The sequence below is a fragment of the Rhodococcus sp. DN22 genome, from assembly GCF_036669995.1.
In the GTDB taxonomy this organism is placed as follows: domain Bacteria; phylum Actinomycetota; class Actinomycetes; order Mycobacteriales; family Mycobacteriaceae; genus Rhodococcus_F; species Rhodococcus_F erythropolis.
In genome coordinates, this window is record NZ_CP133326.1 from 1,937,788 (window position 1) to 1,961,175 (window position 23,388).

Below are 23,388 nucleotides of genomic sequence, written 5' to 3' on the forward strand. Positions count from 1 at the left end.
GGCATACCCGGGTCGATCGACACTCGGGTATGCCGTCGTACCCGAATCACGACGAAAATGAGGGAATCGATGTTCCGTTCGCTGCATGCCCGCGCCCTGTGTGCGTTGGCCGTAGGTAGTGTCCTGTTGAGTGCAACTGCGTGTAGTTCGGCCGAGAGTGCCACGAAAGAGGATGCGGCGCAGAGTAGTTCATCCTGCGCGGCGTTGGATCCCAGTCTGGCGTGGTACGGCGACAACCGTGTGAGGTTGGATGCCATGATGACGGAGTTCGGAACGTGTGGAGCTGCAGGTGATGTCGATGACGGCGCTCCGTTGGCGCTCTTCGACTGGGACAACACAGTTGTCAAGAACGACATCGGAAGCGCCACTGCATTCTGGATGATCAAAAACAACAAGGTGTTACAGCCCGCCGGAGCGGACTGGGCGACCACGAGTCGCTTCATGGCTCCAGCCGGCGCCGCCGCACTTTCCGCCGCGTGTGGCTCGGAGACCGCCCCGGGTCAACCCTTGGTAACCAGTACCGACTTGGACTGCGCTGACGAGATCGTTGCGGTACTCGAGGAGAAGACTCGCGACGGACAGGTTGCATTCGACGGCTACGATCACCGCCGGACCAAGGCTGCATACGCGTGGGCGGTGCAGTTGATGGCGGGGCACACCGAGGACGAGATCACCGAGTACGCCCGCGCAGCGCGTGCTGAGAATCTCGCTGCTGCAGAAGGATCCGATCAGACCGTCGGTACCACGGAAGTCGACGGCTCGGTGCGTTACTACGCGCAAATCGAAGATTTGGTGAAAACCCTCGGCGCTCATGGATTCGACGTGCGGATCATCTCCGCGTCGGCCGAACCGGTCGTTCGTGTCTGGTCGGAGCAGCTGGGATTGGATGCCGATCACGTGATGGGAGTTCGGCCGATCGTCGAGGGCGGCGTTCTGACGGGGCGCCTGCGGGGATGTGGTGGGGTTGCGGACGGTGACGACTCGGTCATTCCGTACATCGACGGGAAGCGGTGCCAGGTCAACGAGGTTGTCTACGGGGTCCAAGGGCCTACGGCGTTCGAGCAGTTGCCTGCCGATCGGCGTCAGGTGTTTGCTGCCGGTGATTCTGTCACCGACGTGACGTTCCTCGGAGATGCGACCGGTGCGCGCCTGGTGATCAACCGCAACAATCCCGAACTGATGTGCAATGCCTACGACAACAGTGACGGAAAATGGCTGGTCAACCCCATGTTCATCGAACCGAAAGCACAGGCGGATGCTCCCTATCACTGCTCGACCGATGCATACACCGACGCGGCCGGGGAGAAAGGCGCCGTGACTCGTGCGGACGGCAGCGTGATCCCCGATCAGGTGGATTCCGTCGCGTGACAGTCGGCTTGGTGCGGTGACTTCACAACGATCGATCGGCGTGTGATCTGATTCTTTCGAGCCCTTTGTCGGGCTGCGGAAACCCACGGGTGTCCGCTGTGATGCTGGAGCCGCAGAGGCGGCACGTGAGTAGGAGAAATCGATGGCCTTCGCTGGCAATGTGGACGAGTTGGCACTGCTCCAAGCAGTACGTCTCAAAGAGCGGGTCGGAGCGGTCGTCCTGGCCGAGCACTTGGGCGTCAGCGCAGCGTCCGGTCAAGCTGCGTACGACGCACTTGTCGCGCAGGGTAAAGCGGCCGAAGCAGAAGGTGCCGTCAGCCTGACCGAGAAAGGCCTCGCGGAACTCGAAGATCAGTTGGACGCTGAGCGGGTCTCGATCGACGAGGACTCCATCGGCGAGGTGTACGAGGCTTTCGTTCCGCTGGACGAGGAGTTCGTTGCACTTATCGACGACGCAGACGCGAATTCCCTTGCCGAGCTGGACCGCCGGGCTGCAAACCTGTTCGACGATCTGTCGGCATTCGTTCCGCGGTTGTCCCGCTACCAGGATCTCTTCTCGGATGCTCTCGCGAAAGTTCAAGCGGGGGAGTCCAAGTGGATTTCGGAACCGATCATCGACTCCTATGCCACGGTGTGGGGGGAGATCCGTCAGGAGCTTTTCGGGGCTGCCGGAAAGGCTTGATTCGTAGCGCTGGATCCTGACGCAGTTCGGCGTGGGCCGTCCGATTCGTGTGAACGAATCGGACGGCCCACGGCATGTGAAGAGCCGTGAAACTCGTTACCATTGCATACAAGTCGTGACCGAGATCACTCCTACCCCCTTTCGGGGGTAGTGCGGGGGTGAGCCACATCACTACCTTTCCTCCTATCGACGGTGATGCCCACAGGGCGACACCACGGGACCACGGAGGAATCGAGTGACCACAGTCTCTCCCACAGGCGGCAACAGCGCCGCCGGCGCCGGGGGCGCGAGTGCCGCAGGCGCGACACAACCCCCGCAGACCACCAGTGTGCGGCGCGTCGCGATCGCGAGCTGCATCGGCACGACCATCGAGTTCTACGACTTCTTCATCTACGGAACTGCTGCGGCACTTGTCTTTCCGACGGTATTCTTCCCCGCGCTCGGTGCCACCGCGGGAACCGTCGCATCGTTTGCGACCTTCGCAGTCGCATTCATCGCCCGGCCCGTCGGCGCAATGCTGTTCGGACACTTCGGTGATCGCATCGGTCGCAAGAAGACTCTGATCTCGACGCTCCTGCTCATGGGTATCTCGACGCTCCTGATCGGCTTGCTACCCGGTGCGGCAACTATCGGTGTTGCGGCTCCGATCATCCTGGTGCTCTTGCGATTCGGCCAAGGCTTCGCGGTCGGTGGTGAATGGGCAGGCGCAACTCTGCTCACCGCGGAATACGCCCCACCGGGCAAACGTGGTCTGTATGCGATGTTCCCGCAGCTCGGCCCCGCAATCGCCTTCGTGCTCTCGAGCAGTACATTCCTCATCACCGGCGCTGTTCTCGGCGATACCAACCAAGCCTTCCTCGACTACGGCTGGCGTATCCCGTTCTTGTTCTCCATCGTGTTGGTCGGCATCGGCCTCTACATGCGACTCGCCATCGAGGAGACCCCGGTCTTCAAGGCGGAGCAGGCAGAGCGCGTCGCAGAGCAGAAGAACGAAGCACCTCGCACCCTTCCGTTCCTGGATGCCTGGCGGTTCCAGACCAAGGAAATCCTGCTCTCGGCCGGCGCCCTCGCTTGCCTGTTCGCGTTCTTCTACATGGGCACGGCGTTCCTCACGAGCTACGGAACCAAGACCCTCGGCTTCTCCCGCCCGTTCGTCCTGTCGGTCGGTATCGCTTCCGCCTTCGTCTTCGGTGCGGCGATCATCGTCTCCGCCTTGTACTCGGACCGCATCGGGCGTCGCAAGGTCATCATGATCTCTTGTGGTCTGGCTGTGGTGTGGGCGCTCATTCTGTTCCCGCTCCTGGACACCGGAACACCGATCGCGTTCATCCTCGGAATGTTCGGCACGCTGATGATCTTCGGAATCGCGTACGGCCCCTGCGGTGCGCTGCTTCCGGAAATGTTCCAGACCCGCTACCGCTACACCGGAGCCGGCCTCGGCTACAACCTCGCCGGAGTGCTCGGCGGCGCAGTGCCGCCGCTGATCGCCGCACCGCTGGCCTCGGCATACGGGAGTATGGCCATCGGAATCATGTTGGCAATCCTCGGCGTGGTGAGTCTGGTCTGCACCTGGGCGCTCGTCGAGACCAAGGACCACGCCCTGTAAACACTGTGCGCCTTTATTAACCGCCGGCGGTTAATAAAGGCGCACAGCAGGCGGGTGGGATGTCCGGACTTCGAACAGTTACGGCCACCCCGCACCGGGAAGTATGTCGTGCATCACACCGAATCGAGTAAATTCGTAGATGAGAGGGTCCGCTGCGGCGGCCCCTCTCATAGGTGCCTGAACAGGTAACCGGAGAGGACAGAACACATGAGTACGCCGCTGCCCAGCTATACGTCCGGAGTATGGGACGGTCCGATGCTGGGCGACACCATCGGAGACAACCTCGATCGCACGGTTGCCGCACACGGTGACCGCGATGCGTTGATCGACCATGCCAGCGGTCGACGATGGACGTACCGAGAGTTCGCCGAGCAGGTGAACGGGCTCGCTGCCGGACTACTTTCCCGTGGTGTGGGGAAGGGCGATCGGGTGGGGATCTGGGCTCCCAACTGTCCGGAATGGACGTTCACGCAGTACGCGACGGCAAAGATCGGCGCGATCCTGGTCAACATCAATCCGGCCTACCGCTCGCACGAGTTGCAGTACGTGCTCGAGCAGGCCGGAATCTCGATGCTGGTGTCTGCGGCCAGCTTCAAGACCTCGGACTACGCGTCGATGATCGAGACGGTGCGGCCGCAGTGCCCGGATCTGACGTCGGTGCTCCTGCTCGGTTCACCCGAGTGGGACGGCGTGCTGGCGGACGGGTTGGCGGCCCAGGCAAGCGATCCGGCTCCGCTCGCAGCTGCCCAAGCCGCGCTGTCGGCCGACGACGCGATCAACATCCAATACACCTCGGGCACTACCGGTTTCCCGAAGGGCGCGACGCTCAGCCACCACAACATTCTCAACAACGGCTACTTCGTCGGCGAGTTGTGCCACTACAGCGAGGTCGATCGGGTGTGCATCCCGGTGCCGTTCTATCACTGCTTCGGCATGGTGATGGGCAACCTTGCGTGCACCAGTCATGGTGCTGCCATGGTCATTCCGGGCCCCGCCTTCGATCCGCGCGCTTCGCTCGAGGCCGTCCAGGCCGAAAAGTGCACGTCCCTCTACGGCGTTCCGACGATGTTCATTGCCGAGTTGGCGCTGCCGGACTTCGACAGCTTCGATCTGTCGTCCCTTCGCACCGGCATCATGGCGGGTTCGCCCTGCCCGGTCGAGGTGATGAAGCAGGTCATCGATCGCATGGGCATGGCAGAGGTGTCCATCTGCTATGGCATGACCGAGACGTCGCCGGTGTCGTTGCAGACCCGCTCGGACGATTCGATCGAGCAGCGCACCGAAACCGTCGGTCGGGTGGGGCCGCACCTCGAGATCAAGATCGTAGATCCGGCAACCGGACTGACGGTGCCGCGCGGCGAGCCGGGCGAACTGTGCACGCGTGGTTACTCGGTCATGCTCGGCTACTGGGAGAACCCGGAGAAGACCGCCGAGGCGATCGACGCTGCCCGGTGGATGCACACCGGAGACATCGGAGTCATGGACGAGGCCGGATACGTCGCTATCACGGGACGCATCAAGGACATGGTCATCCGCGGTGGTGAGAACGTATATCCGCGTGAGATCGAGGAGTTCCTTTACACCCATCCCGACATTCTCGACGCGCAGGTCATCGGTGTGCCTGACGCAAAGTACGGCGAGGAATTGATGGTGTGGGTCCAGATGCGCGAAGGTGCAGACGATCTGGACGCCGATTCGGTCCGTGCCTTCTGCACCGGCAAGCTCGCGCATTACAAGATTCCGCGGTACGTCCATGTCGTGGACGAGTTCCCGATGACAGTCACGGGCAAGGTCCGCAAGATCGCGATGCGAGAACAGGCGATCGAATTGATCGGTCAGGCCTGAGCATATGTCCGCGAACCCAGGGGAGCGTGAGCCGGTACGCCCCGAGATCGCGCTCTCCTGGAAGCGTTCTCGACTGAGTGGCCTCGATCCGTCGTCGGCAATCGCCGTGGACACCGAGGAGCAAGACGGCGAGTCTCGTCTGCTCCGGGCCGCCGCGCCCGTGCTCGACGAGGTGTCGCAACAGATCGCGGGCACCGGTTTCTGTGTGCTGCTTGCTGATCGAGAATGTCGCGTGGTCGCTTCGGTGTACTCCGACAGCCGCGTCGAGCGGACGATCGAGCGGTTGGGCGTCGTCAACGGTTCACGCTTCGGTGAAGAGCACGCCGGTACCAATGCACTCGGTACGCCGCTCGAGGTAGGTCGAAGCGTGGTGATCCACGGGGACGAGCATTTCCTCGACAGCCTCAAGGGATTGAGCTGCTACGGCCAGCCGATCCTGCATCCTGTCACACGTCGCGTCGAGGGTATTCTCGACATGACCGGCGTTGTCTCGCAGGCAAACCCGCTGTTCGCGCCCTTCCTTGCGCGTGCTGCAGCGGATATCGAAAAACGACTGCTCGAAGGCTCCAAAGCGTCGGAGCAGCGGCTGGTCGACGCATTCCAGCGAGTGTCACATCAGCGCCACATTGCCGTCGCGGCCATCGGCGACGACATCCTGCTGAGCAACCGAACGGCCTTGGATCTGCTCGACACCGCCGACCACGTATCACTCCGGTCCTTGATCGCCGATCTCAATCCTGATCAATCGAGGCTTGTGACAGTCGAATTGGCGTCCGGTGCGCTGGCGCGAGTTCAAGCCGACCGGATTTCCGGGGCCGACGGCGGCGCACTCTTCCTGGTCGAACCACTCCAGCGGGAACGGGCACCCATCCGCAGAACCCACGAGCGAGCACCATCTCCGGGGGAGCGACTGCGCCGAGACCTCATGCGAGCGCGGGCCTCGTCGTCCGCAGTTGCCATCTCGGGTGAAGCAGGTTCCGGTCGAACTTCGGCAGCATCGGACGTGGTCGGGAGCGTCGACGCCAGTTGGCACGATGCCACGCGGATCGCGTTCGACGGCCGTGAGCAGTGGATCACCGATCTTGTGCGAGCAGCCCGAAAGCGTTCGGGCGTGGTCGTGATCGAACAGGTGCAGCTCCTTCCCGATTCGGTGTTGCCACTGGTTGCAGACCTGGTCGATGCCAGCGCCGAGGGGCCGAGGATTGTGTTGACCAGCGGCGCGGTCGCGGATTTGCCGCCAGCCATCGTGTCACTCATCTCGCGTTGTGCCTCCAGGATTGCCATCAACCCGCTGCGAGAACGACAAGCCGAGATCGCCGAGTTGGCTCAGGCGATGTTGGAGGGGATCTCGCCCGAGTTGAGGTTGACCGCCAGCGCTGCCGAAGCGCTCGCTGCGGCCAGTTGGCCGGGCAACCTGGCCGAATTGCGCGTCGTGTTGAATCGGGCCTCAGGTGAACGCTCGAGCACTCGCATCGACGTCGTCGATCTGCCCGAGGACTATCGCACCACGGCCAAGGTGTCGCGGTTGGCAGGGCGGGAGAAGGCCGAGCGCCAGGCGATTATCGGAGCGTTGAAAGACTGCGGCGGCAACAAGGTTCACGCGTCGGCGCAACTCGGAATCAGCCGAAGCACTCTCTACACACGGATGCGGGCGCTCGACATCACTGTGTAGTTTGATGTCCGAATTGAGTTGTACAAAGTTCGGACAGTTAGCACCCCCGGAAGCGCGGAAGTATGGCGTGCATCACATTCGCACCTCACTACTTCAGGGGAGTTTCCGATGACGGCAGTAGCCGAACACACCATCAGTTCCGCGGTACAGGGTTTCCTGAACGGACCGAAGAAGCTCTACATCGGCGGCGAATTCGTCGACGCCGCTTCGGGTCAGACCTTCGCGACGTACAACCCGGCTGACGGACAGAAGCTCGCAGACGTGGCACACGGCCAGGCCGAAGACATCGACCGCGCGGTACGCGCCGCCCGAACGGCTTTCGAGGACGGCCCCTGGTCTCGGATGAAGGCAAACGAGCGCGAGCGGATGATCTGGCGCGTCGGAGACATTCTCAGTGCTCGTGCCGAGGAATTCGGTCAGCTCGAAGCTCTCGACAACGGCAAGTCCGTTGCCATCGCCACCGCCGTCGACGTGGCTTGGGCTGCAGACGTTTTCCGCTACTACGCGGGTTGGGCCACCAAGATCGAAGGCAGCACCGTCAACGTGTCGATGCCCTTCTCTCCGGGCGGCGAGTTCCACGCCTACACCCTGCGTGAGGCAATCGGCGTCTGTGGACTGATCGTGCCGTGGAACTTCCCGCTGCTGATGTCGTCGTGGAAGCTCGCCCCCGCGCTCGCCGCCGGCAACACGGTGATCCTCAAGCCCGCTGAGCAGACCCCGCTCACCGCACTGCTTCTCGCGGAGGTCTTCGAAGAAGCAGGCTTCCCGCCCGGCGTCGTCAACATCGTTCCCGGCTTCGGCGATGCAGGTGCTGCACTGTCCGGCCACGACGACGTGGACAAGGTCGCGTTCACCGGTTCCACCGAGGTGGGTAAGAAGATCGTCGACGCCGCCAAGGGCAACCTGAAGAAGGTTACGCTCGAGCTCGGTGGCAAGAGCCCCAACATCGTATTCGCCGACGCGGATTTCGATTCCGCGGTGGAGGGTTCACTCAACGCCTGGCTGTTCAACCACGGTCAGTGCTGCGTTGCGGGTACCCGTCTGTACGTCGAGGACACCATCTTCGAGAAGTTCACCGAGGCCGTCGCGCACGCAGCGAGCCAGGTCAAGATCGGACCCGGCCTCGATCCCACCACCCAGCTCGGACCGCTGGTCTCGCAGGAGCAGTTCGACAAGGTCACCGGTTACCTCCGTGAGGGAATCGCCGACGGCGCACGTGCACTCACCGGCGGTAACCGCTGGGGCGATCAGGGCTACTTCGTCGAGCCGACTGTCTTCGTCGACGTCAAGCCCGAATTCTCCATCGTTCAGGAGGAGATCTTCGGACCCGTCGTGGCAGCGCTGCCGTTCAACGCGGACGACGGACCCATCACTGCCGCAAACGATTCCATCTACGGACTTGCCGCCGGCATCTGGACCCGTGACATTTCCAAGGCCCACCGCACGGCCAAGCGTCTCAAGGCTGGCTCGGTGTGGATCAACCAGTACAACGGCTTCGACACCGCAATGCCTTTCGGCGGATACAAGCAGTCCGGTTGGGGCCGCGAGCTCGGCGCTTCGGCTATCGATCTCTACACCCAGACCAAGGCCGTCAACATCGCCCTCTGACCGACCCCCATCGCTCATTCTCTCGTCCGACAATCAAGGAGATCACCAGTGAAGACCAAAGCTGCTGTACTGCTCGAGCCCGGAAAGCCTTTCGAGATCATGGAACTCGACCTCGACGGCCCGGGGGTGGGTGAGGTACTGATCAAGTACACCGCTGCCGGACTGTGCCATTCGGATCTGCACCTGACCGACGGTGATCTCCCGCCGCGTTACCCGATTGTCGGCGGACACGAAGGCTCGGGCATCATCGAAGAGGTCGGACCCGGCGTCACGAAGGTCAAGCCGGGCGACCACGTCGTGTGTAGCTTCATCCCCAACTGCGGCACCTGTCGCTACTGCTCGACCGGTCGCCAGAACCTTTGTGACATGGGTGCCACCATCCTCGAAGGTTCGATGACGGACGGTTCCTTCCGTTTCCACGGCAATGGAATGGATTTCGGCGGAATGTGCATGCTCGGAACGTTCTCCGAGCGCGCCACCATTTCTCAGCACTCGGTGGTCAAGATCGACGACTGGCTTCCCTTGGAGACAGCAGTGGTCGTCGGCTGCGGCGTGCCTTCGGGATGGGGAACGGCAGTCAACGCCGGTAACCTTCGCGCCGGCGACACCGCGGTGATCTACGGCATCGGTGGCCTCGGCATCAATGCCGTCCAGGGCGCCGTTTCGGCCGGCTGCAAGTATGTCGTGGTGGTCGACCCGGTTGCTCTCAAGCGTGAGACCGCACTGAAGTTCGGTGCAACCCATGCCTTTGCAGACGCCGAGAGCGCTGCTGCCAAGGTCAACGAGCTGACGTGGGGACAGGGCGCCGACGCGGCGCTCATCCTTGTCGGCACCGTCGACGAGGACGTGGTCAGTGCAGCGACAGCAGTGATCGGCAAGGGCGGCACCGTGGTGATCACGGGTCTCGCCGATCCGGCCAAGTTGACCGTGCACGTGTCGGGAACCGATCTGACGCTGAACCAGAAGACGATCAAGGGCACATTGTTCGGATCCATGAACCCGCAGTACGACATCGTGCGACTGCTTCGTCTCTACGATGCGGGTCAGCTCAAGCTCGACGAACTGATCACCAACACCTACAGCCTCGAAGACGTCAACCAGGGCTACCAGGATCTGCGTGATGGCAAGAACATCCGTGGCGTGATCATTCACGACAAGTAGGACAACTGCTGTGCGCCTTTATTAACCGCGGGCGGTTAATAAAGGCGCACAGCACTATTTCTTGGCTTTCGACAAAATCTGCATCAACTGAAGTAGTGCTGAGAACTTCGCGAATACCGAGCGCGAGACCACCGGACCGAAAGCCGCGGTGTCGGTTGCATCGAACGCGTCGAGCAGATCGCGGAAGCTTTCGACCTGTTTGACCATCGCGTCGAGATCGACGTGCGTGGCGGCGTCGGCATCGCGCAGAGCTAGTAGGTACTGCGGCGCCGTCACCAAGGCGACTGCCGGGATCTTCCGCTCGAACAGTGGTTCACCCTCGCCGAAATGAATGACCGGTCCTGGCGCCACGATTCGGCGATCGCCTGCCCCGATGTCGCGCCACAGCGGTGCAACGATGTCGTGTACTTCTCGGCTCGTCGCGTAGAGCAGTTCCGGTTCCGGAGTGGTCACCAACGCATAGCTGCCGGTCGAGGTGTCCTCGGTATCACCCAGCGCGCCGAGGTGTTCGATCGCGATCCCGGCTACTGCGCGCGCCTGACCGGCTTCGCCCTTCCACATCTCGGGGTGCGCTTCGAGCCAGGTGGAGGTTGCCTGTCCGTGCTTGGACACCGCTGGAATTCGCAGGTGGCCAGTCGTCAGCACAAAAACGTACGACCGTCGATGCGGCTGCGCGACGGCGTGCCGCGCCAAGGCCAACATTCCCAGATGCCCGTTCTCCTCGACGCCGTTGGTTCCGTCGCTGTGAGTGATGAGCAGAATCGTCTCTTCCGGTGATGTCCCCGGGGATACCGCCCACACCGTGTCGGTCCGGGTGTCCGGATGCAGAGTTGCATCCAGAACCAGAGTCGCCCGCTGACCGGAACGAGCTGCAGCGACAACCTTCTTGCCCTCGTCGCCGGCCACCCAGACGGCGGGGATGTCGTGGTACGGCTGCGTGAACGGAAGATATTGTCCCAGTGCGTTGTCCGGAGCGATGTCACGCCACACCGCGATCACGCCGAGCACTCCGGCCTTGCGGGCCTTGTCGAGTTTCGGGCCCAGAAGAGTTGCGGAGAGAACCGGATTTCGAAGAGTCTCGGCGGTGGCGATCGGACCCCACTCGCTGACCAGGAGCTTGCGGGGAAGATCGACGTGCGGGACCTCGATCACCGCGATCGCGCCCTTGGCCGCGGACCATTTGGGGCGTCGCGCGCTGACGTAGACCAGGGGAGCGGAGATTCCCTGAGGCCCGGTCAATCCCGAGTAGGGGAATGCGGACGAAACCTTGATCGGTCCCGTCGGCAACTCGATGCGAAGCCCCTCAGATGTGTCCGGTAGATCCCAGCGTTCGAAAGTGTGTGAATCACGCCGGACTTCGAGGCCCAGTTCGGTCAGTTCGTTCGCGACTTCTTCCACCACAGCGTGGTGGGAAGGCGATCCCGTCAATCGTGGCCCCAGCGCGTCGAGTCGCTGTTGGCCGGCAAGGAGGAGATCGCGATCGACGGCCTGGCCGTGATTCATGGGATTGCCTTTCGTACTACGCGACGTCTGCTCTGGTGAGGCGCCTGCCCGTGTCGTGTCCACGGTACCGAGCGGTCTGAAAAGGAGACGGAGAGCGCGCCGGATATGCCGTTTTCGCAGATATACCGGGTGCCAATGGGCCGATCGGTCCGTACCGTATGACCTTGGCACCGAAAGACTCCGTGTTCTTCGGACAGACCAGTCCACGGCGAGAGAGGCCTACGTTGGCTACGTATCTTTACAGGTTGGGGAAGTTCGCTTTCCGCCACAAGTATCTTGTGGTGGCCGCGTGGATTATCGTGATCGCGGTGGTAGGGGGCGCTATCAGCGCCACAAATCCGACGTTCTCCAAGGAATTCAATCTTCCGGGCACGGATTCACAGCGTGCGACCGAGTTGATGAACGAGAACTTTGCAGCTGCCGCGGAGCAGCAAACTCAGGCGTCGACCAGCATTCTCATCGCGGCAGACGACGGGCTTGCCGCGCACAGCGATCAGATCGACCAGTTGATCGCACAGGCGAAGACGTTGCCGGACATCGTCGATCCCGAGAAGATCGTCAATCCGGTCACGCTCGCGGAGGCCAATCCGGCGGTGGCGTCCGCCGTTCTCGGCGACAACGGCAAGGTCGGGCTGATCCAGCTCAATCAGTCGATTCGCATCGAGGATCAGACGCAGGCGAACAAGACGGCGTTCCTCGATTTGATGGCAAAATTCCGCACCGGTGGCCTGCAAGTCGAAGGCACCGGTTCGATGATGCAGGTGCAGGCCGCGGGCGGTCTGTCGGAGATGCTCGGCTTCGCGGTGGCGTTCATCGTGATGATCGTGGCGTTCGGCGCACTCATCGCGGCGTTCATCCCGTTGTTCACTGCAATTCTTGGAATTGCGCTGGCCACTCTGACGGTCACACTCGGCTCGGGCTTCTTCGACATCAACGAAGGTGTCACGGGAATCGTCACGATGATCGGCATCGCAGTCTCGATCGACTATGCGTTGTTCATCGTCTCGCGCTACCGCAGTGAGCTCAATCTGGGCGGAACCAGGGAAGCTGCTGCCGGACGCGCAGTAGGTACAGCAGGTTCGTCGGTCGTATTCGCGGGCCTGACAGTGGTGGTCGCGCTGGCAGCCCTGGCGGTGGTCGGGGTCCCGATGATCACGCAGATGGGAATCTCGGCGGCGGTTGCCGTCATCATCGCCGTACTCGGCGCAATCACGTTGATCCCAGCCGTTCTGGGTATCTTCGGCCGCTTTGCGTTCTCGCCTCGTATTCCCGGGCTTCGCCACGGTGACGAGCCCGAGACGATGGAATCCAACGGACATCGCTGGGCCAAGATAGTCACCAAGTACCCGTGGCCGATCGCGGGTGCTGCTCTGGTCCTCCTGGTGATCGCGGCTATTCCGATGACGAAGCTCGAACTCGGACTCTCGTTCACTCAAGACGAAGAGCGACCGGCACTGGCCCTCCTGCAACGAGGATTCGGTGAAGGCGTCAACGGTGAATTGTTCGTCGTGCTCGACGCGCCCGACGGTACCGACATCACTGCGATTGCCGAAGGCACTGTCGCGCACATCAAGGGCCTCGACAACGTCGCAACGCCGGATCAGTTGATGTGGGTCGGAAACGGACCGGACGCGGCAAACCCGATGGCGGGCGCAAACTCTGCGCTCATCGCGGTCACCCCGCAGATGTCTCCGAGCGGCCCCGAAACCCACGAGCTGATGAATCAGATCCGGGACTACGGATCGACGGTGAAGTCGGAAGGCGCAGAACTCGGTGTAGCGGGTCAAACCGCGATCGTTGCAGACATGTCGTCGAAGCTCAGTTCCGCGCTCATCCCGTATCTCATCGTGGTTGTGGGGCTGGCGTTCATCATCATGATGGTCGTCTTCCGTTCGATCTTGGTGCCGCTGACCGCAACTCTCGGATTCCTCTTTTCCGTCTGTGCGACCTTCGGCGCCACGGTGGCCATTTTCCAGTTGGGCGACTTCGGGCTGATCGAGCACACACAACCCATCATCTCGTTCCTGCCGATCTTCATGATCGGTGTGGTCTTCGGGTTGGCGATGGACTATCAAGTGTTCCTCGTGACGCGAATGCGCGAGGAATACGTGCACGGATTGTCGGCCAAGGACGCGATCATCTCCGGCTACACCCATGGTGCTCGCGTGGTCGCGTCGGCGGCCATCATCATGATCTCCGTGTTCGGCGCATTCATGCTGTCCTCGGAGACGACAAGCAAGATGATGGGCTTCGGTCTCGCGGCGGCAGTCTTCTTCGACGCCTTCATCATCCGCATGATCGTGATCCCTGCGGTCATGTCGATCCTCGGTGATTCGGCGTGGAAGTTGCCCGCGTGGCTCGACAAGATCCTGCCGAACGTCGACATCGAGGGTGAAGCGATTCGGCGGATTCCGATCGAGCAGGATCCGGATTCCGATCCAGACCCGAATCAGGTGCCGGTGAGGGTTTAAGCACTCAGGTCGTCAGGACGGGGTGCCGGTTGCACAGCAACTGGCACCCCGTTCTTCTGTCTTCATGCGGCGCTCGCGCGATAGGAAACCATCCGGTTGGTAACAGAAATCGCTGTGATCGCGACAGGACTTCCAGAGGCGACGCGCATCGGGAGCGAGCCGTGACGGTGACTGCGAGGGTACGTGTCGAAGGAGCAAACCGATTCGAAGCGGGCCGAGAAGTGGACCTTCGCGCTGACGGTCGTCTCCCTGATCGCCGGTGGGACAGTGGTTGCCGGGCTGGTGGATCGGTGGAGCAGCTCGCCGTCCGATGACATCTCGGTAGCTGCGTCATCGTCGGTCACCATAACGTCCACACCGGACGAGATTTCGGCGGAGGACGTGCCTGAATTCTCGTACGTTACGCCGAGCGCGGTGTACCCGACAACGATTCCGGGTTGTGAAAGCGTCGCAGCGCCAGAAGAGGATTCGTTCTTCTCCTATATTCTGGACGGATCTGACACGTACGACGATCCACGCTTTCCGTGGTTCTCGAGCGCCAAGGCAGCCGCGATGTCGGAAGCGGTCAAGCAGGCGCTCCCGAAAGATGTCGAGCTGAAGTTCGCCAGCCCGGGTAATTCGCTGCAGTTCGGGCCGATCTCTGCACCTTCGAACACAGATGGGCTGCCCGAGGGATTCTCGCTCGAGGAGTTGGCGTCCACCACTGCGTCCGGGACGCTGATTCGGGACGGGAAGATCGGCGCGCTCAGCCTGATGCTGCACTCGAGTTCTGATCCGATCCCATCGTGTGTTGCGGGGTCGCTCGTCGAACGTCGGGTGCTGGCCGACCAGTCTGTGGTGGATCTGCAGGATACGTGGAGCGAAACCAATGGTGTACGCACCCTTAATCGGTCGGCAATGTTGTACGGAGTCGACGGGACCCGTATTCAGGCGTATGTCAACGACACGAACAACGACGGAGGTCCGGACGCCGAGAGTTCCGGCGCGGTGCCACTGACGCTCGACGAACTTGTAACCCTTGTCGAAATGCCACAGTTGCGAATCACCGCGCCTGTTCCACCAGGCACTGCTCCGCTTCAGATTGATTGCGGCGGTTGGACGGACGAGTCATCAGGGCGGGAACTGGATCGAGGAATCGTCGACGCGCTCGGTGAAGCGCTCCGATCGGGTTGGCGCGCAGCACCGTCAGAAGCGCCTGACCTCGGCAGCCAGCTGGGTGATCTGGTTCTGGCCGAAAACGACACCACCACTGCGTGCCAGGATGTCGTTGCACGGTCGGGCGGCAACGAGTCGCGTCTGAGTATCTCGATTACCAGTGGGCAGCCGCTTCCTACGCCTCCGAACAAGTACGACCCTTCTTACGACGGACACCCGCTCTCGATGGTGACCGCCGAGGACGGGTCCGTGATCGAACGTGATGAGAGTCGCTGGGAGAATGTCCACAGGTCTGTAGTAGTTACCCACCCCGGTGGGACGCAAGTAACGGTGAGCTCTTCGGCAGAGGCACCGAACGTGCCGATGACGTTCGAGCAGTTGGAGTTTCTCGCGACGATCGACGGGCTGGAGATTCGATGACCGCCAGGTATTCGCCCAAGGCCCGCCTTCGGATCGCAGCCGCCGTAGCCGTAGTCACGGTCCCCGCCGCCATCGCCACGGTGGTCACGTCGATGAGTTCCGGACCGACAGCGATCTCGTCGCCGCCATGGAGCGTCGAGGCCTCCGAGATTCTCGGGCGCGAGTTCGCGATATTTCGGAGCCCACTTGTTGGAACCGAATTCAACATGGACATGGGCGGATTCATCGACGCCGGATCACTCGTGGTCACGATGGTCGGCATGCCGGACCGCCAGGCGTATTCGTTGGACGACGCGGAATTGGTCGGATTGGACGCTGAGGACGGCGCGGTCCGTTGGCGCACGTCGGCGGTCGACATCGGTGGTTGCTCCGAGACTTTGCTCGGCAGTTCGGTGCTGTGTTTCTCCGGGCCGTACGTATCCGGTGGTTCGTACTCACTTTTCGATATCGAGACAGGAGAGCGTCGAGACATCAAGACGCCGTGGGCACCGATCATCGCGGTTGTCTCGGGTGACACGGTCCTCGCGCTCGAGGGTGATATCGAGAGCAACGACGTTCGCGTGCACAGCGGAACCGTCGACGATCCGGAAGCGAACTGGTCCAAAGCGTTCGACGTCGGTGGATCGTGGGAAGCCGGATACGTCGATCCGGTGATGTCGGTGCACGGCGATCTGGGTGTGATCGCTCTCGACGAGTCTCTGGGATTCGATCTGAAGACGGGCGAACAGCGGTGGGTACACGGTTACTCCACCTGTTCGACCGCGCATACATCGTCGGACGGCGTGACATTGGTGTCGGATGGCGGTTGCGAAGGCGATGGCCGTCCGACAAGTGAGTACGCGCTCGATCAGAACGGGCGCGAGTTCGCCAGGACGGACGAACTGCCCTCGGAGTCCTCGTACTACGGCGGGCGATACAGCCGAGATGATCCCGCGGGAAGATCGACTCCGATCATTCTGGGACACAGCGGTTTCGACCGGACTTCCGGCGAGAAATTGTGGTCGAACAGTGAACTCTTCGACACCGCACAGTCGTTGGCGGTGATCGGCGACGTGGTTGCCGTGACCCGTTCCGGTTCCGAGCCCGAGGTCCAGTTCGTGGACCTCTTCACCGGTGAGGTCCTGTGGCGATCGAACGCCGAGCGCGCCGGGGAGGTTGTCTGGCACGGCGATGTCGTTATCGACGAGGGAAACGTCTACGGAACGGACGTCCGTACGGGCCAACGGAGTTGGGAGGTTCGGGTGGACCAGGACGGGGACGACGAGTTCACCCCCTGGGCGATGCCGCGGGAGCTGTGGGCGGGGGACAAGGTGCTGTTGCGTTCCAGTGAAGACCGCATCACGGCGTTGAAACTGTCGTGAAATTCGGGGCCTGCGAATCTTCGGTGATCAGCGAAACTCGATGGGCTACTGGTGAACCGGCATGATTCGACCTTGCGATCTGGAAAACAAGCATCTGAATTCCAAGCGCTCCTGCTCGAAGTTGTAGAGGCGGTAGACGGGCCACGCCAGTGCGTGGAGCATCGAGTCGCCCCAGATAGTTAGTTTGAGGCGCCAATTCATGATGTTGTGAAGGTGCAGAACCGACTCGGAAGCCTGGTTGTATTTCAAGTACTCCAACGGAGGGGTTTCGCCGCGTCGGCCGGACGTTTCCGCTCGCATGTCCGCGATCTGTCCGATCGTCATTCCACCCTCCCGAAGGCACAGTGAAAGGTCGATATCTTCGTGAATGTCCGGCCGGTCACTGACTTGCTCGCGGACGGACAGCCATGCGCTCTTTCTGATCGCCATGTTCGCTCCGGCGACAGCGAGTACTTGACGTTCGCAATCGAACTTCCCCTGCTTCACCTGCCTGTCCAGTGCGTATCGGTGGATTCGAGCAAACGGCGATTCGAAGAGATAGGTGAGTCCGGCGACCGCTGAATGAGCGGTGCTGCGCTGGAAAAATGCTTTGACGGCACTAGCCCAGCCTGGTTGGACCCGAGTATCTGCGTCGATCCGACCGATGATGTTGCCGGTCGAGGCGTCGAAGCCCGCGTTCCGTGCGTGTACGACGCCTTGGCGGGCCTCGAAGACGTATCTGACTTTGTCGTACTTCCGGGCGAACTCCTGGATGATCGATGCAGTGCCGTCTGTCGAGTTGTTGTCGACAATTAGAATCTCATCGATTTCCGGCTGGGTCAGAAGACGCTCGATGCAGTCGGAAACCGCGTCTTCTTCGTTGAATACCGGAACAACCACCGAGAGTCGATTAGTGGACAAGTGTTCAATATCCTGCATGGATGCGGTCACTGTATTCCTTTGCTGGGCAATCGGGTCCAGTCCTTCGCAAAGGTTACGATAGCAATAGGTGACCATTCGGACAATTTGAACCTATGGGCATATGGTCAATCCCGCAATAGCTCATCGCGTGAAATAATCTACATAAGACCAGGTGGGAAGGCGTAACTGTATGCACGAGAGTGCTTTCAGCGCTGATTGATTTTTGCCCACTCAAGTCTCTTCGTCGGTTGAACACCGGACTTTAGTCCTTGTAATTCCGGCAAACATAATGCTGGCAGTTCGCTGATTTTTAATCACCGCCGAGGCAACCGCGTAGCAATATCGAGATATCGCAAGTCGCTTTCCAGTGATGTCGAGTCAGTGCAGCGCAAGCGTCGTATTTGTAGATTCAACGGTCCCTCGTCGGCCACGTTGTCGCCATCTGCAAATATTTGCTTTTGTACTTGCCGGTCTGGATTTTCCAGCAAAGTACGCCCCCGCGACTCGTCAGCACCGATTCCCGACGTGCAACCAGTAGCCGGCACTTACCTAACGGGTCAGGATGCCTTCGGTTTCGGGTGCCGGAACAGTTTTCCCGGTGATCGGATCGACTTCCTGGAGCGGTGGAACGTCTTCTCCGTCGAGCACTCGGCGCATGCGCTCCTTGTCGAGCTGCCCCTCCCAATTCGCGACCACGAAGGTAGCGACACAGTTCCCAAGCAGGTTCACCGAGACTCGCATCGAGTCCATGATTCGATCGGCGCCCAGCAGGAGGGCGACTGCGGCAACTGGAATTGCGCCGTGACCGATCGCGGCCACGGTGGCGGACAGTGCCAGGAATAACGATCCCGGCACGCCGGCCATTCCCTTGGACGTGAGCATCAGTACCAGGACGGCAGTGATCTGTTCACCGAGTGTCAGGTCCACGCCGAGTGCCTGAGCCAGAAACAGCATGCAGATCGACAGGTACAGCGTGGCGCCGTCGAGATTGAACGAGTAGCCGGTAGGCACCACCAATCCTGTTGTAGTGCGCGAGCATCCGGCGTTGGTGAGCTTGACCATGATTCGGGGCAGAACTACTTCGGTCGACGCCGTTCCCAACGCGAGGAAGAGTTCGTCCTTGATGTACTTGACGAACTTCCACAGGTTCACGCCCGCGAAGTACCTGACTATCGCGGCCAGGATGAGGATGAACAGGACGGCGGCGAGATAGCATGCGGCGATCAGCTTTCCGTAACTTCCGAGCGAAGCGATCCCGTACTGGCCGACGATGTACGCCATCGCGCCCAAAGCGCCCAACGGCGCCAGTCTCATGATCCAGCCGATGATCGTGAAGAACAGATGACTCAGACGATCGACTAGTTCGAACACGATCGGTGGTCCACTCTCGCCTGCCTTGGCCAAGGCGAGCCCGAACAGTACGGCGAAGAAGAGGACTTGGAGGAGTGCGTTCTCGGCGAAGGCCGAAACTATCGACACCGGAATGATATTGAGCAGGAATTCGACGGTGTGGGGAAGCTCGCCGCTTCCAGTCTTGGCGGCCACGGCGTCCGCACCGTTCGCCAGCGTCTCCGGATCGATGTTGAATCCCGCACCCGGCTTCATCAGATTTCCGATGAGCAGCCCGAACAACAGGGCGAAGGTGGTCACCACCTCGAAGTAGATGAGTGCTTTGACGCCGATACGCCCCACGGCCTTCAGATCCCCGACGTGAGCTATCCCGATCACGACGGTGCAGAAGATGATCGGCGCGATCAGCATTTTGATCAGCTTGATGAAGCCGTCGGCGAGGGGCTTGAGATTCGCGCCGAATTCCGGCCACAACCAGCCGATGAGAACGCCGATGACGATAGCGGCGATCAATTGCACGAACAGTGATCGGTACCAGGGCGGCTTGTTGGCGAGTCGCGCGAGCTCGCTGTTCGGCAGTTTTACGGAAGTTGGCATGGATGGGAACGGTAGGTCTGCTTGATTGCGAAAAAATAACTCGCGAATGTCGTGGATGTAACACGTCGAGGTTGCATCTCGGACAACAATTCGGTCAACAAGCGACAGTTGTGTGTGACTGTGGTTATTGTTTCCCTGAGCGGTGATCTTCCGTCCGCGTGCATGCACGACGTGTGAGAGGGGCTGTCATGGGGCAAATTATCGGAACCATCATTTTCGGCGCAGTCATCGGAATCCTGGCTCGTCTCGTACTGCCAGGTAAGCAGCAGTACGGCATGATCATCACCGTCGTCCTCGGTGTCGCCGGAGCGCTTATCGGGTACTGGGTCTGGGGAGCGATCTCGGACAAGGGCGACACGGGTGGAATCGACTGGATCCGCTGGATCATCAGCATCGCCGCGGCGGCCGTGCTCTCGATCGGCTACAGCGCCGTCACGGGCAAGAAATAGCAAGCCAACGCAATTCGCGAAGTGCGCCCTCCCGGAGTTCGGGAGGGCGCACTTTTGGTTTGCCCTAGTTGTCCGACCCCAGTTGTGAGCGAACGGCACTCTCGTCGCCTCAGATACGCCGAAAGGCGCGTTCGCTCAGGGGAGGGTCGCCGTAAATTCAGAGCGCTCGTCGCTGAAGATGCAGCGCCTCGAGGAACTGCGCCGGCAGATCCTGCTCGAGGATTTCGTCATCGGGATGCGGTAGCGCTTTGATTTTCGCGAACTCGTCGTTGAGGCGTTCCATCTTGACGTCGAGGCGGTGTGCCGCGGCAGCAGCCTCGGTGAGTTCGTCGAGAAGCTCGACGGGAACCTCGCGGTTGTACTTGTAATAGATCTTGTGCTCGAGGCTCGCCCAGAAATCCATCGCGATGGTGCGGATCTGAAGTTCGATCGGTACGTGCCTGACGCGATCGCTCATGAAAACCGGGACCTCGACGATCAGGTGCAAGCTCTTGTAGCCGTTGGGTTTCGGATCGGCGATGTAGTCCTCTCGCTCGATCACCCGAAGGTCCGTCTGGCTGGTGAGCATCTCGGCGATCCGGTACGTGTCGGAAATGAAGCTGCAGGTGATGCGCACGCCGGCGATGTCGAAGATGTTCTTCGAGATGTCGTCGATCGTGAGCGGGATGTTCAGGCGTTGAGCCTTACGCAGGATGCTGTCCGGCGACTTGACCCGTGACGTCACGTGTTCGATGGGGCTGTACTGATTGATGTGAGTGAACTCGTCCTTGAGAATGTTCACCTTGGTCATCAGTTCGGAGATTCCGAATTGGTACAACATCATGAAGCGGGAGAACTCGGTCCGCAGATCGGCGAAATCGGCTCTGCTGACCCCACTGCTGTCTTCCACGTTCGGCACCCTCATCTGTTAGCTGGTGTAACCAGTCTGCCACCGATTGTGCCGTGTCCGGTTTCAGTGGGTGCGCAGTGCGGCGAGCGTCATATCCCGCAGGACGCGACGTGCGCGTGCCGGCGAAGCTGGGTTGGCGCTGTGAGGGGTCGAGTTGATCAGTCCGAAAGTGGCATGCGCTTTGATGCGGGCATCCGCCTGGTCGAGCTGGGGATCGAGTTGCTCGAGGACTCCGACCCACACCTCGACGTACTTGCGCTGCGTTTGGCGCACCTGTCGACGCGCGTCGGCCGGCAGGCTTTCGAGGTCGCGGTCCTGGATGCGGATCAGGTCCGGCTCGCCGAGCGCGAAGTCGAGGTGGAACTCCACCAGTGCGTCGAGAGCGGCGCTCGGTGAGTCCGCTGCCTCCGCTGCCGCAGAACCGCCTTCGTGCAGGCGCGTGCTGATGCCGACGAGAAGTTCCACGAGGACGGCATCCTTGTTGGGGAAATGCCGGTACACGGCCGGGCCGCTGATACCGACGGCCGCGCCGAGGTCTTCGAGTCGCACACTCACGAATCCGCGTTCGGCGATCAACCGTGCGGCGGCATCCAAGAGCTGACGACGACGGTCGGCCTTCATCTGATCGCGTCGCGTCGGAGCTGCTACCTGCTCAGAGGTCATTCTCTCGATCTTTCTTCGCTTGTGTTCTGGACAACTCAGTTAATCATAGTTAATCTAGTTTCAGTTATCGAGCATTAACTCATGGCGAAGGCGGCGGGATGACTCCCAGTGGAATCACGCAAGGATCGGGCTACCGGTCCGATCACACCGTTCTGGTGGACGAACTGAAGAAGAAACTGGCGCAAGCAGCGCTGGGTGGCAACGAGCGCTCTCGCGAGCGCCACGTGAGCAGAGGGAAACTGCTGCCGCGAGATCGCGTCGACTCGCTGCTCGACCAGGGCAGCCCGTTCCTCGAGTTGTCGCCGCTGGCGGCCAACGGCCTGTACGACGACGAGTGCCCCGGCGCCGGCGTCATCACCGGTATCGGCCGTGTGTCGGGCCGGGAGTGCGTCATCGTTGCCAACGACGCGACGGTCAAGGGCGGCACGTACTACCCGATGACGGTGAAGAAGCACCTGCGCGCGCAGGAAGTTGCTCTGCAGAACAACCTTCCCTGCATCTACCTCGTCGACTCCGGCGGCGCCTTCCTGCCGCGCCAGGACGAGGTCTTCCCGGACCGTGAGCACTTCGGCCGGATCTTCTACAACCAGGCGACCATGAGCGCCAAGGGGATTCCCCAGATCGCCGCGGTTCTCGGTTCGTGCACCGCGGGCGGCGCCTACGTGCCCGCGATGAGCGACGAAGCAGTCATCGTCCGCAACCAGGGCACCATCTTCCTCGGCGGCCCGCCGCTGGTGAAGGCAGCCACCGGTGAGATCGTGACGGCGGAAGAGCTCGGCGGCGGCGACCTGCACTCCAAGGTTTCCGGCGTCACCGACCACCTGGCCGAGGATGACCGCGACGCACTTCGTATCGTGCGCAACATCATTGCCACGCTCGGCCCCCGCTCCGAGCGCCCGTGGGACGTCATCTCCACGGTTCCGCCCGTCGCCGATCAGAGCGAGCTGTACGACGTCGTCCCGACCGATCCCCGTACTCCGTACGACGTGCACGAGGTGATCACCAAGCTCGTCGACGGTGGCGCGTTCCAGGAGTTCAAGGCTGAATACGGCAAGACGCTCGTCACCGGTTTCGCCCACATCGAGGGCCACCCGGTCGGCATCATCGCCAACAACGGCGTTCTCTTCGGCGAATCCGCCATGAAGGGAGCACATTTCATCGAACTGTGCGACAAGCGCAGTGTGCCGCTGCTGTTCCTGCAGAACATCGCAGGCTTCATGGTGGGACGCGACTACGAGGCCGGCGGCATCGCCAAGCACGGCGCCAAGATGGTCACGGCAGTTGCGTGTGCACGGGTCCCCAAGCTGACAGTTGTCATCGGCGGCTCGTACGGCGCCGGCAACTATTCCATGTGTGGACGCGCGTATTCGCCTCGCTTCCTGTGGATGTGGCCGAACGCGCGCATCTCGGTCATGGGCGGCGAGCAGGCAGCTTCGGTGCTCTCGACGGTTCGTAGCGAGCAACTCGACAGCGCGGGCAATCCGTGGTCGGCCGAGGACGAAGAGTCGTTCAAGGCGCCGATCCGTGAGCAGTACGAGGCTCAGGGCAATCCGTACTACTCCACTGCGCGGCTGTGGGATGACGGTGTCATCGATCCCGCCGATACCAGAACTGTTCTCGGCCTGGCCCTTTCGGTGTGCGCAAACGCACCGATCGAGCCGGTCTCCTACGGCGTCTTCCGGATGTGA

The 23,388-nt window shown here is 61.4% G+C and carries 17 protein-coding genes; 12 read left to right on the plus strand and 5 right to left on the minus strand.

From position 1 onward, the window contains the following. Positions 1-69 precede the first annotated feature (69 nt). The 7 genes from RA302_RS09095 (at position 70) to RA302_RS09125 (ending at position 9,942) form a co-directional block, all read left to right on the plus strand. A complete protein-coding gene (locus RA302_RS09095) occupies positions 70-1,368 on the plus strand; it encodes an HAD-IB family phosphatase (protein ID WP_338480272.1) in 1,299 nt (432 codons plus the stop codon). A gap of 142 nt (positions 1,369-1,510) precedes the next feature. Next, positions 1,511-2,050, plus strand: a complete 540-nt coding sequence (locus tag RA302_RS09100; protein ID WP_338480273.1) for a hypothetical protein — start codon at positions 1,511-1,513, stop codon at positions 2,048-2,050. 328 nt (positions 2,051-2,378) lie between these two features. Then, the gene (locus RA302_RS09105) at positions 2,379-3,656 is read left to right on the plus strand and encodes an MFS transporter (RefSeq protein WP_020906868.1); all 1,278 of its coding nucleotides are present in this window, start codon (positions 2,379-2,381) and stop codon (positions 3,654-3,656) included. 207 nt (positions 3,657-3,863) lie between these two features. After that, positions 3,864-5,501 (plus strand): AMP-binding protein, encoded by a 1,638-nt coding sequence (locus tag RA302_RS09110; protein WP_283384639.1) that lies wholly within the window; start codon positions 3,864-3,866, stop codon positions 5,499-5,501. A 4-nt stretch (positions 5,502-5,505) separates the two neighbouring features. Further along, positions 5,506-7,173, plus strand: coding sequence for a helix-turn-helix domain-containing protein (locus tag RA302_RS09115; protein ID WP_338480277.1), 1,668 nt, complete (start codon positions 5,506-5,508; stop codon positions 7,171-7,173). A gap of 108 nt (positions 7,174-7,281) precedes the next feature. Further along, a complete protein-coding gene (locus RA302_RS09120; protein ID WP_019744236.1) occupies positions 7,282-8,781 on the plus strand; it encodes an aldehyde dehydrogenase family protein in 1,500 nt (499 codons plus the stop codon). A 48-nt stretch (positions 8,782-8,829) separates the two neighbouring features. Further along, positions 8,830-9,942, plus strand: coding sequence for an NDMA-dependent alcohol dehydrogenase (locus RA302_RS09125; protein ID WP_019744235.1), 1,113 nt, complete (start codon positions 8,830-8,832; stop codon positions 9,940-9,942). A gap of 54 nt (positions 9,943-9,996) precedes the next feature. On the opposite strand, the gene RA302_RS09130 is transcribed toward RA302_RS09125, so the two are convergent. Continuing rightward, entirely contained in the window at positions 9,997-11,445 is a 1,449-nt protein-coding gene (locus RA302_RS09130; protein WP_338480278.1) for a hypothetical protein, read from the minus strand. Between the two features lie 224 nt (positions 11,446-11,669). On the opposite strand from RA302_RS09130, the gene RA302_RS09135 reads away from it, so the two are divergent. The 3 genes from RA302_RS09135 to RA302_RS09145 all read left to right on the plus strand — a co-directional run bounded on the left by RA302_RS09135 (position 11,670) and on the right by RA302_RS09145 (position 16,852). After that, positions 11,670-13,916 carry an MMPL family transporter gene (locus tag RA302_RS09135; RefSeq protein WP_070387076.1) on the plus strand — a complete coding sequence of 749 codons (2,247 nt, stop codon included), beginning with the start codon at positions 11,670-11,672 and terminating at the stop codon, positions 13,914-13,916. Between the two features lie 183 nt (positions 13,917-14,099). Further along, positions 14,100-15,491 (plus strand): hypothetical protein, encoded by a 1,392-nt coding sequence (locus tag RA302_RS09140; protein ID WP_256064617.1) that lies wholly within the window; start codon positions 14,100-14,102, stop codon positions 15,489-15,491. After that, the gene (locus RA302_RS09145; protein ID WP_338480281.1) at positions 15,488-16,852 is read left to right on the plus strand and encodes a PQQ-binding-like beta-propeller repeat protein; all 1,365 of its coding nucleotides are present in this window, start codon (positions 15,488-15,490) and stop codon (positions 16,850-16,852) included. The genes RA302_RS09140 and RA302_RS09145 overlap by 4 nt, the downstream gene beginning before the upstream one ends. 45 nt (positions 16,853-16,897) lie before the next feature. Here the strand turns inward: RA302_RS09145 and RA302_RS09150 are convergent, their stop codons facing one another. Further along, positions 16,898-17,770 (minus strand): glycosyltransferase family A protein, encoded by an 873-nt coding sequence (locus tag RA302_RS09150; RefSeq protein ID WP_020969020.1) that lies wholly within the window; start codon positions 17,768-17,770, stop codon positions 16,898-16,900. Positions 17,771-18,301: 531 nt separating this feature from the next. Next, a complete protein-coding gene (dctA, locus tag RA302_RS09155; RefSeq protein ID WP_338480282.1) occupies positions 18,302-19,699 on the minus strand; it encodes a C4-dicarboxylate transporter DctA in 1,398 nt (465 codons plus the stop codon). Between the two features lie 188 nt (positions 19,700-19,887). Between dctA and RA302_RS09160 the strand changes: the two genes are divergently transcribed. After that, entirely contained in the window at positions 19,888-20,148 is a 261-nt protein-coding gene (locus RA302_RS09160; RefSeq protein ID WP_021334317.1) for a GlsB/YeaQ/YmgE family stress response membrane protein, read from the plus strand. 157 nt (positions 20,149-20,305) lie between these two features. Here RA302_RS09160 and RA302_RS09165 read toward each other — a convergent pair whose 3' ends face one another. Continuing rightward, positions 20,306-21,052 (minus strand): GTP pyrophosphokinase family protein, encoded by a 747-nt coding sequence (locus RA302_RS09165; protein WP_020906876.1) that lies wholly within the window; start codon positions 21,050-21,052, stop codon positions 20,306-20,308. A gap of 48 nt (positions 21,053-21,100) precedes the next feature. Then, positions 21,101-21,700 carry a TetR/AcrR family transcriptional regulator gene (locus RA302_RS09170; protein ID WP_003941968.1) on the minus strand — a complete coding sequence of 200 codons (600 nt, stop codon included), beginning with the start codon at positions 21,698-21,700 and terminating at the stop codon, positions 21,101-21,103. Positions 21,701-21,798: 98 nt separating this feature from the next. On the opposite strand from RA302_RS09170, the gene RA302_RS09175 reads away from it, so the two are divergent. Continuing rightward, positions 21,799-23,388: a carboxyl transferase domain-containing protein gene (locus RA302_RS09175; RefSeq protein ID WP_021334316.1), complete on the plus strand. Its 1,590-nt coding sequence runs from the start codon at positions 21,799-21,801 to the stop codon at positions 23,386-23,388.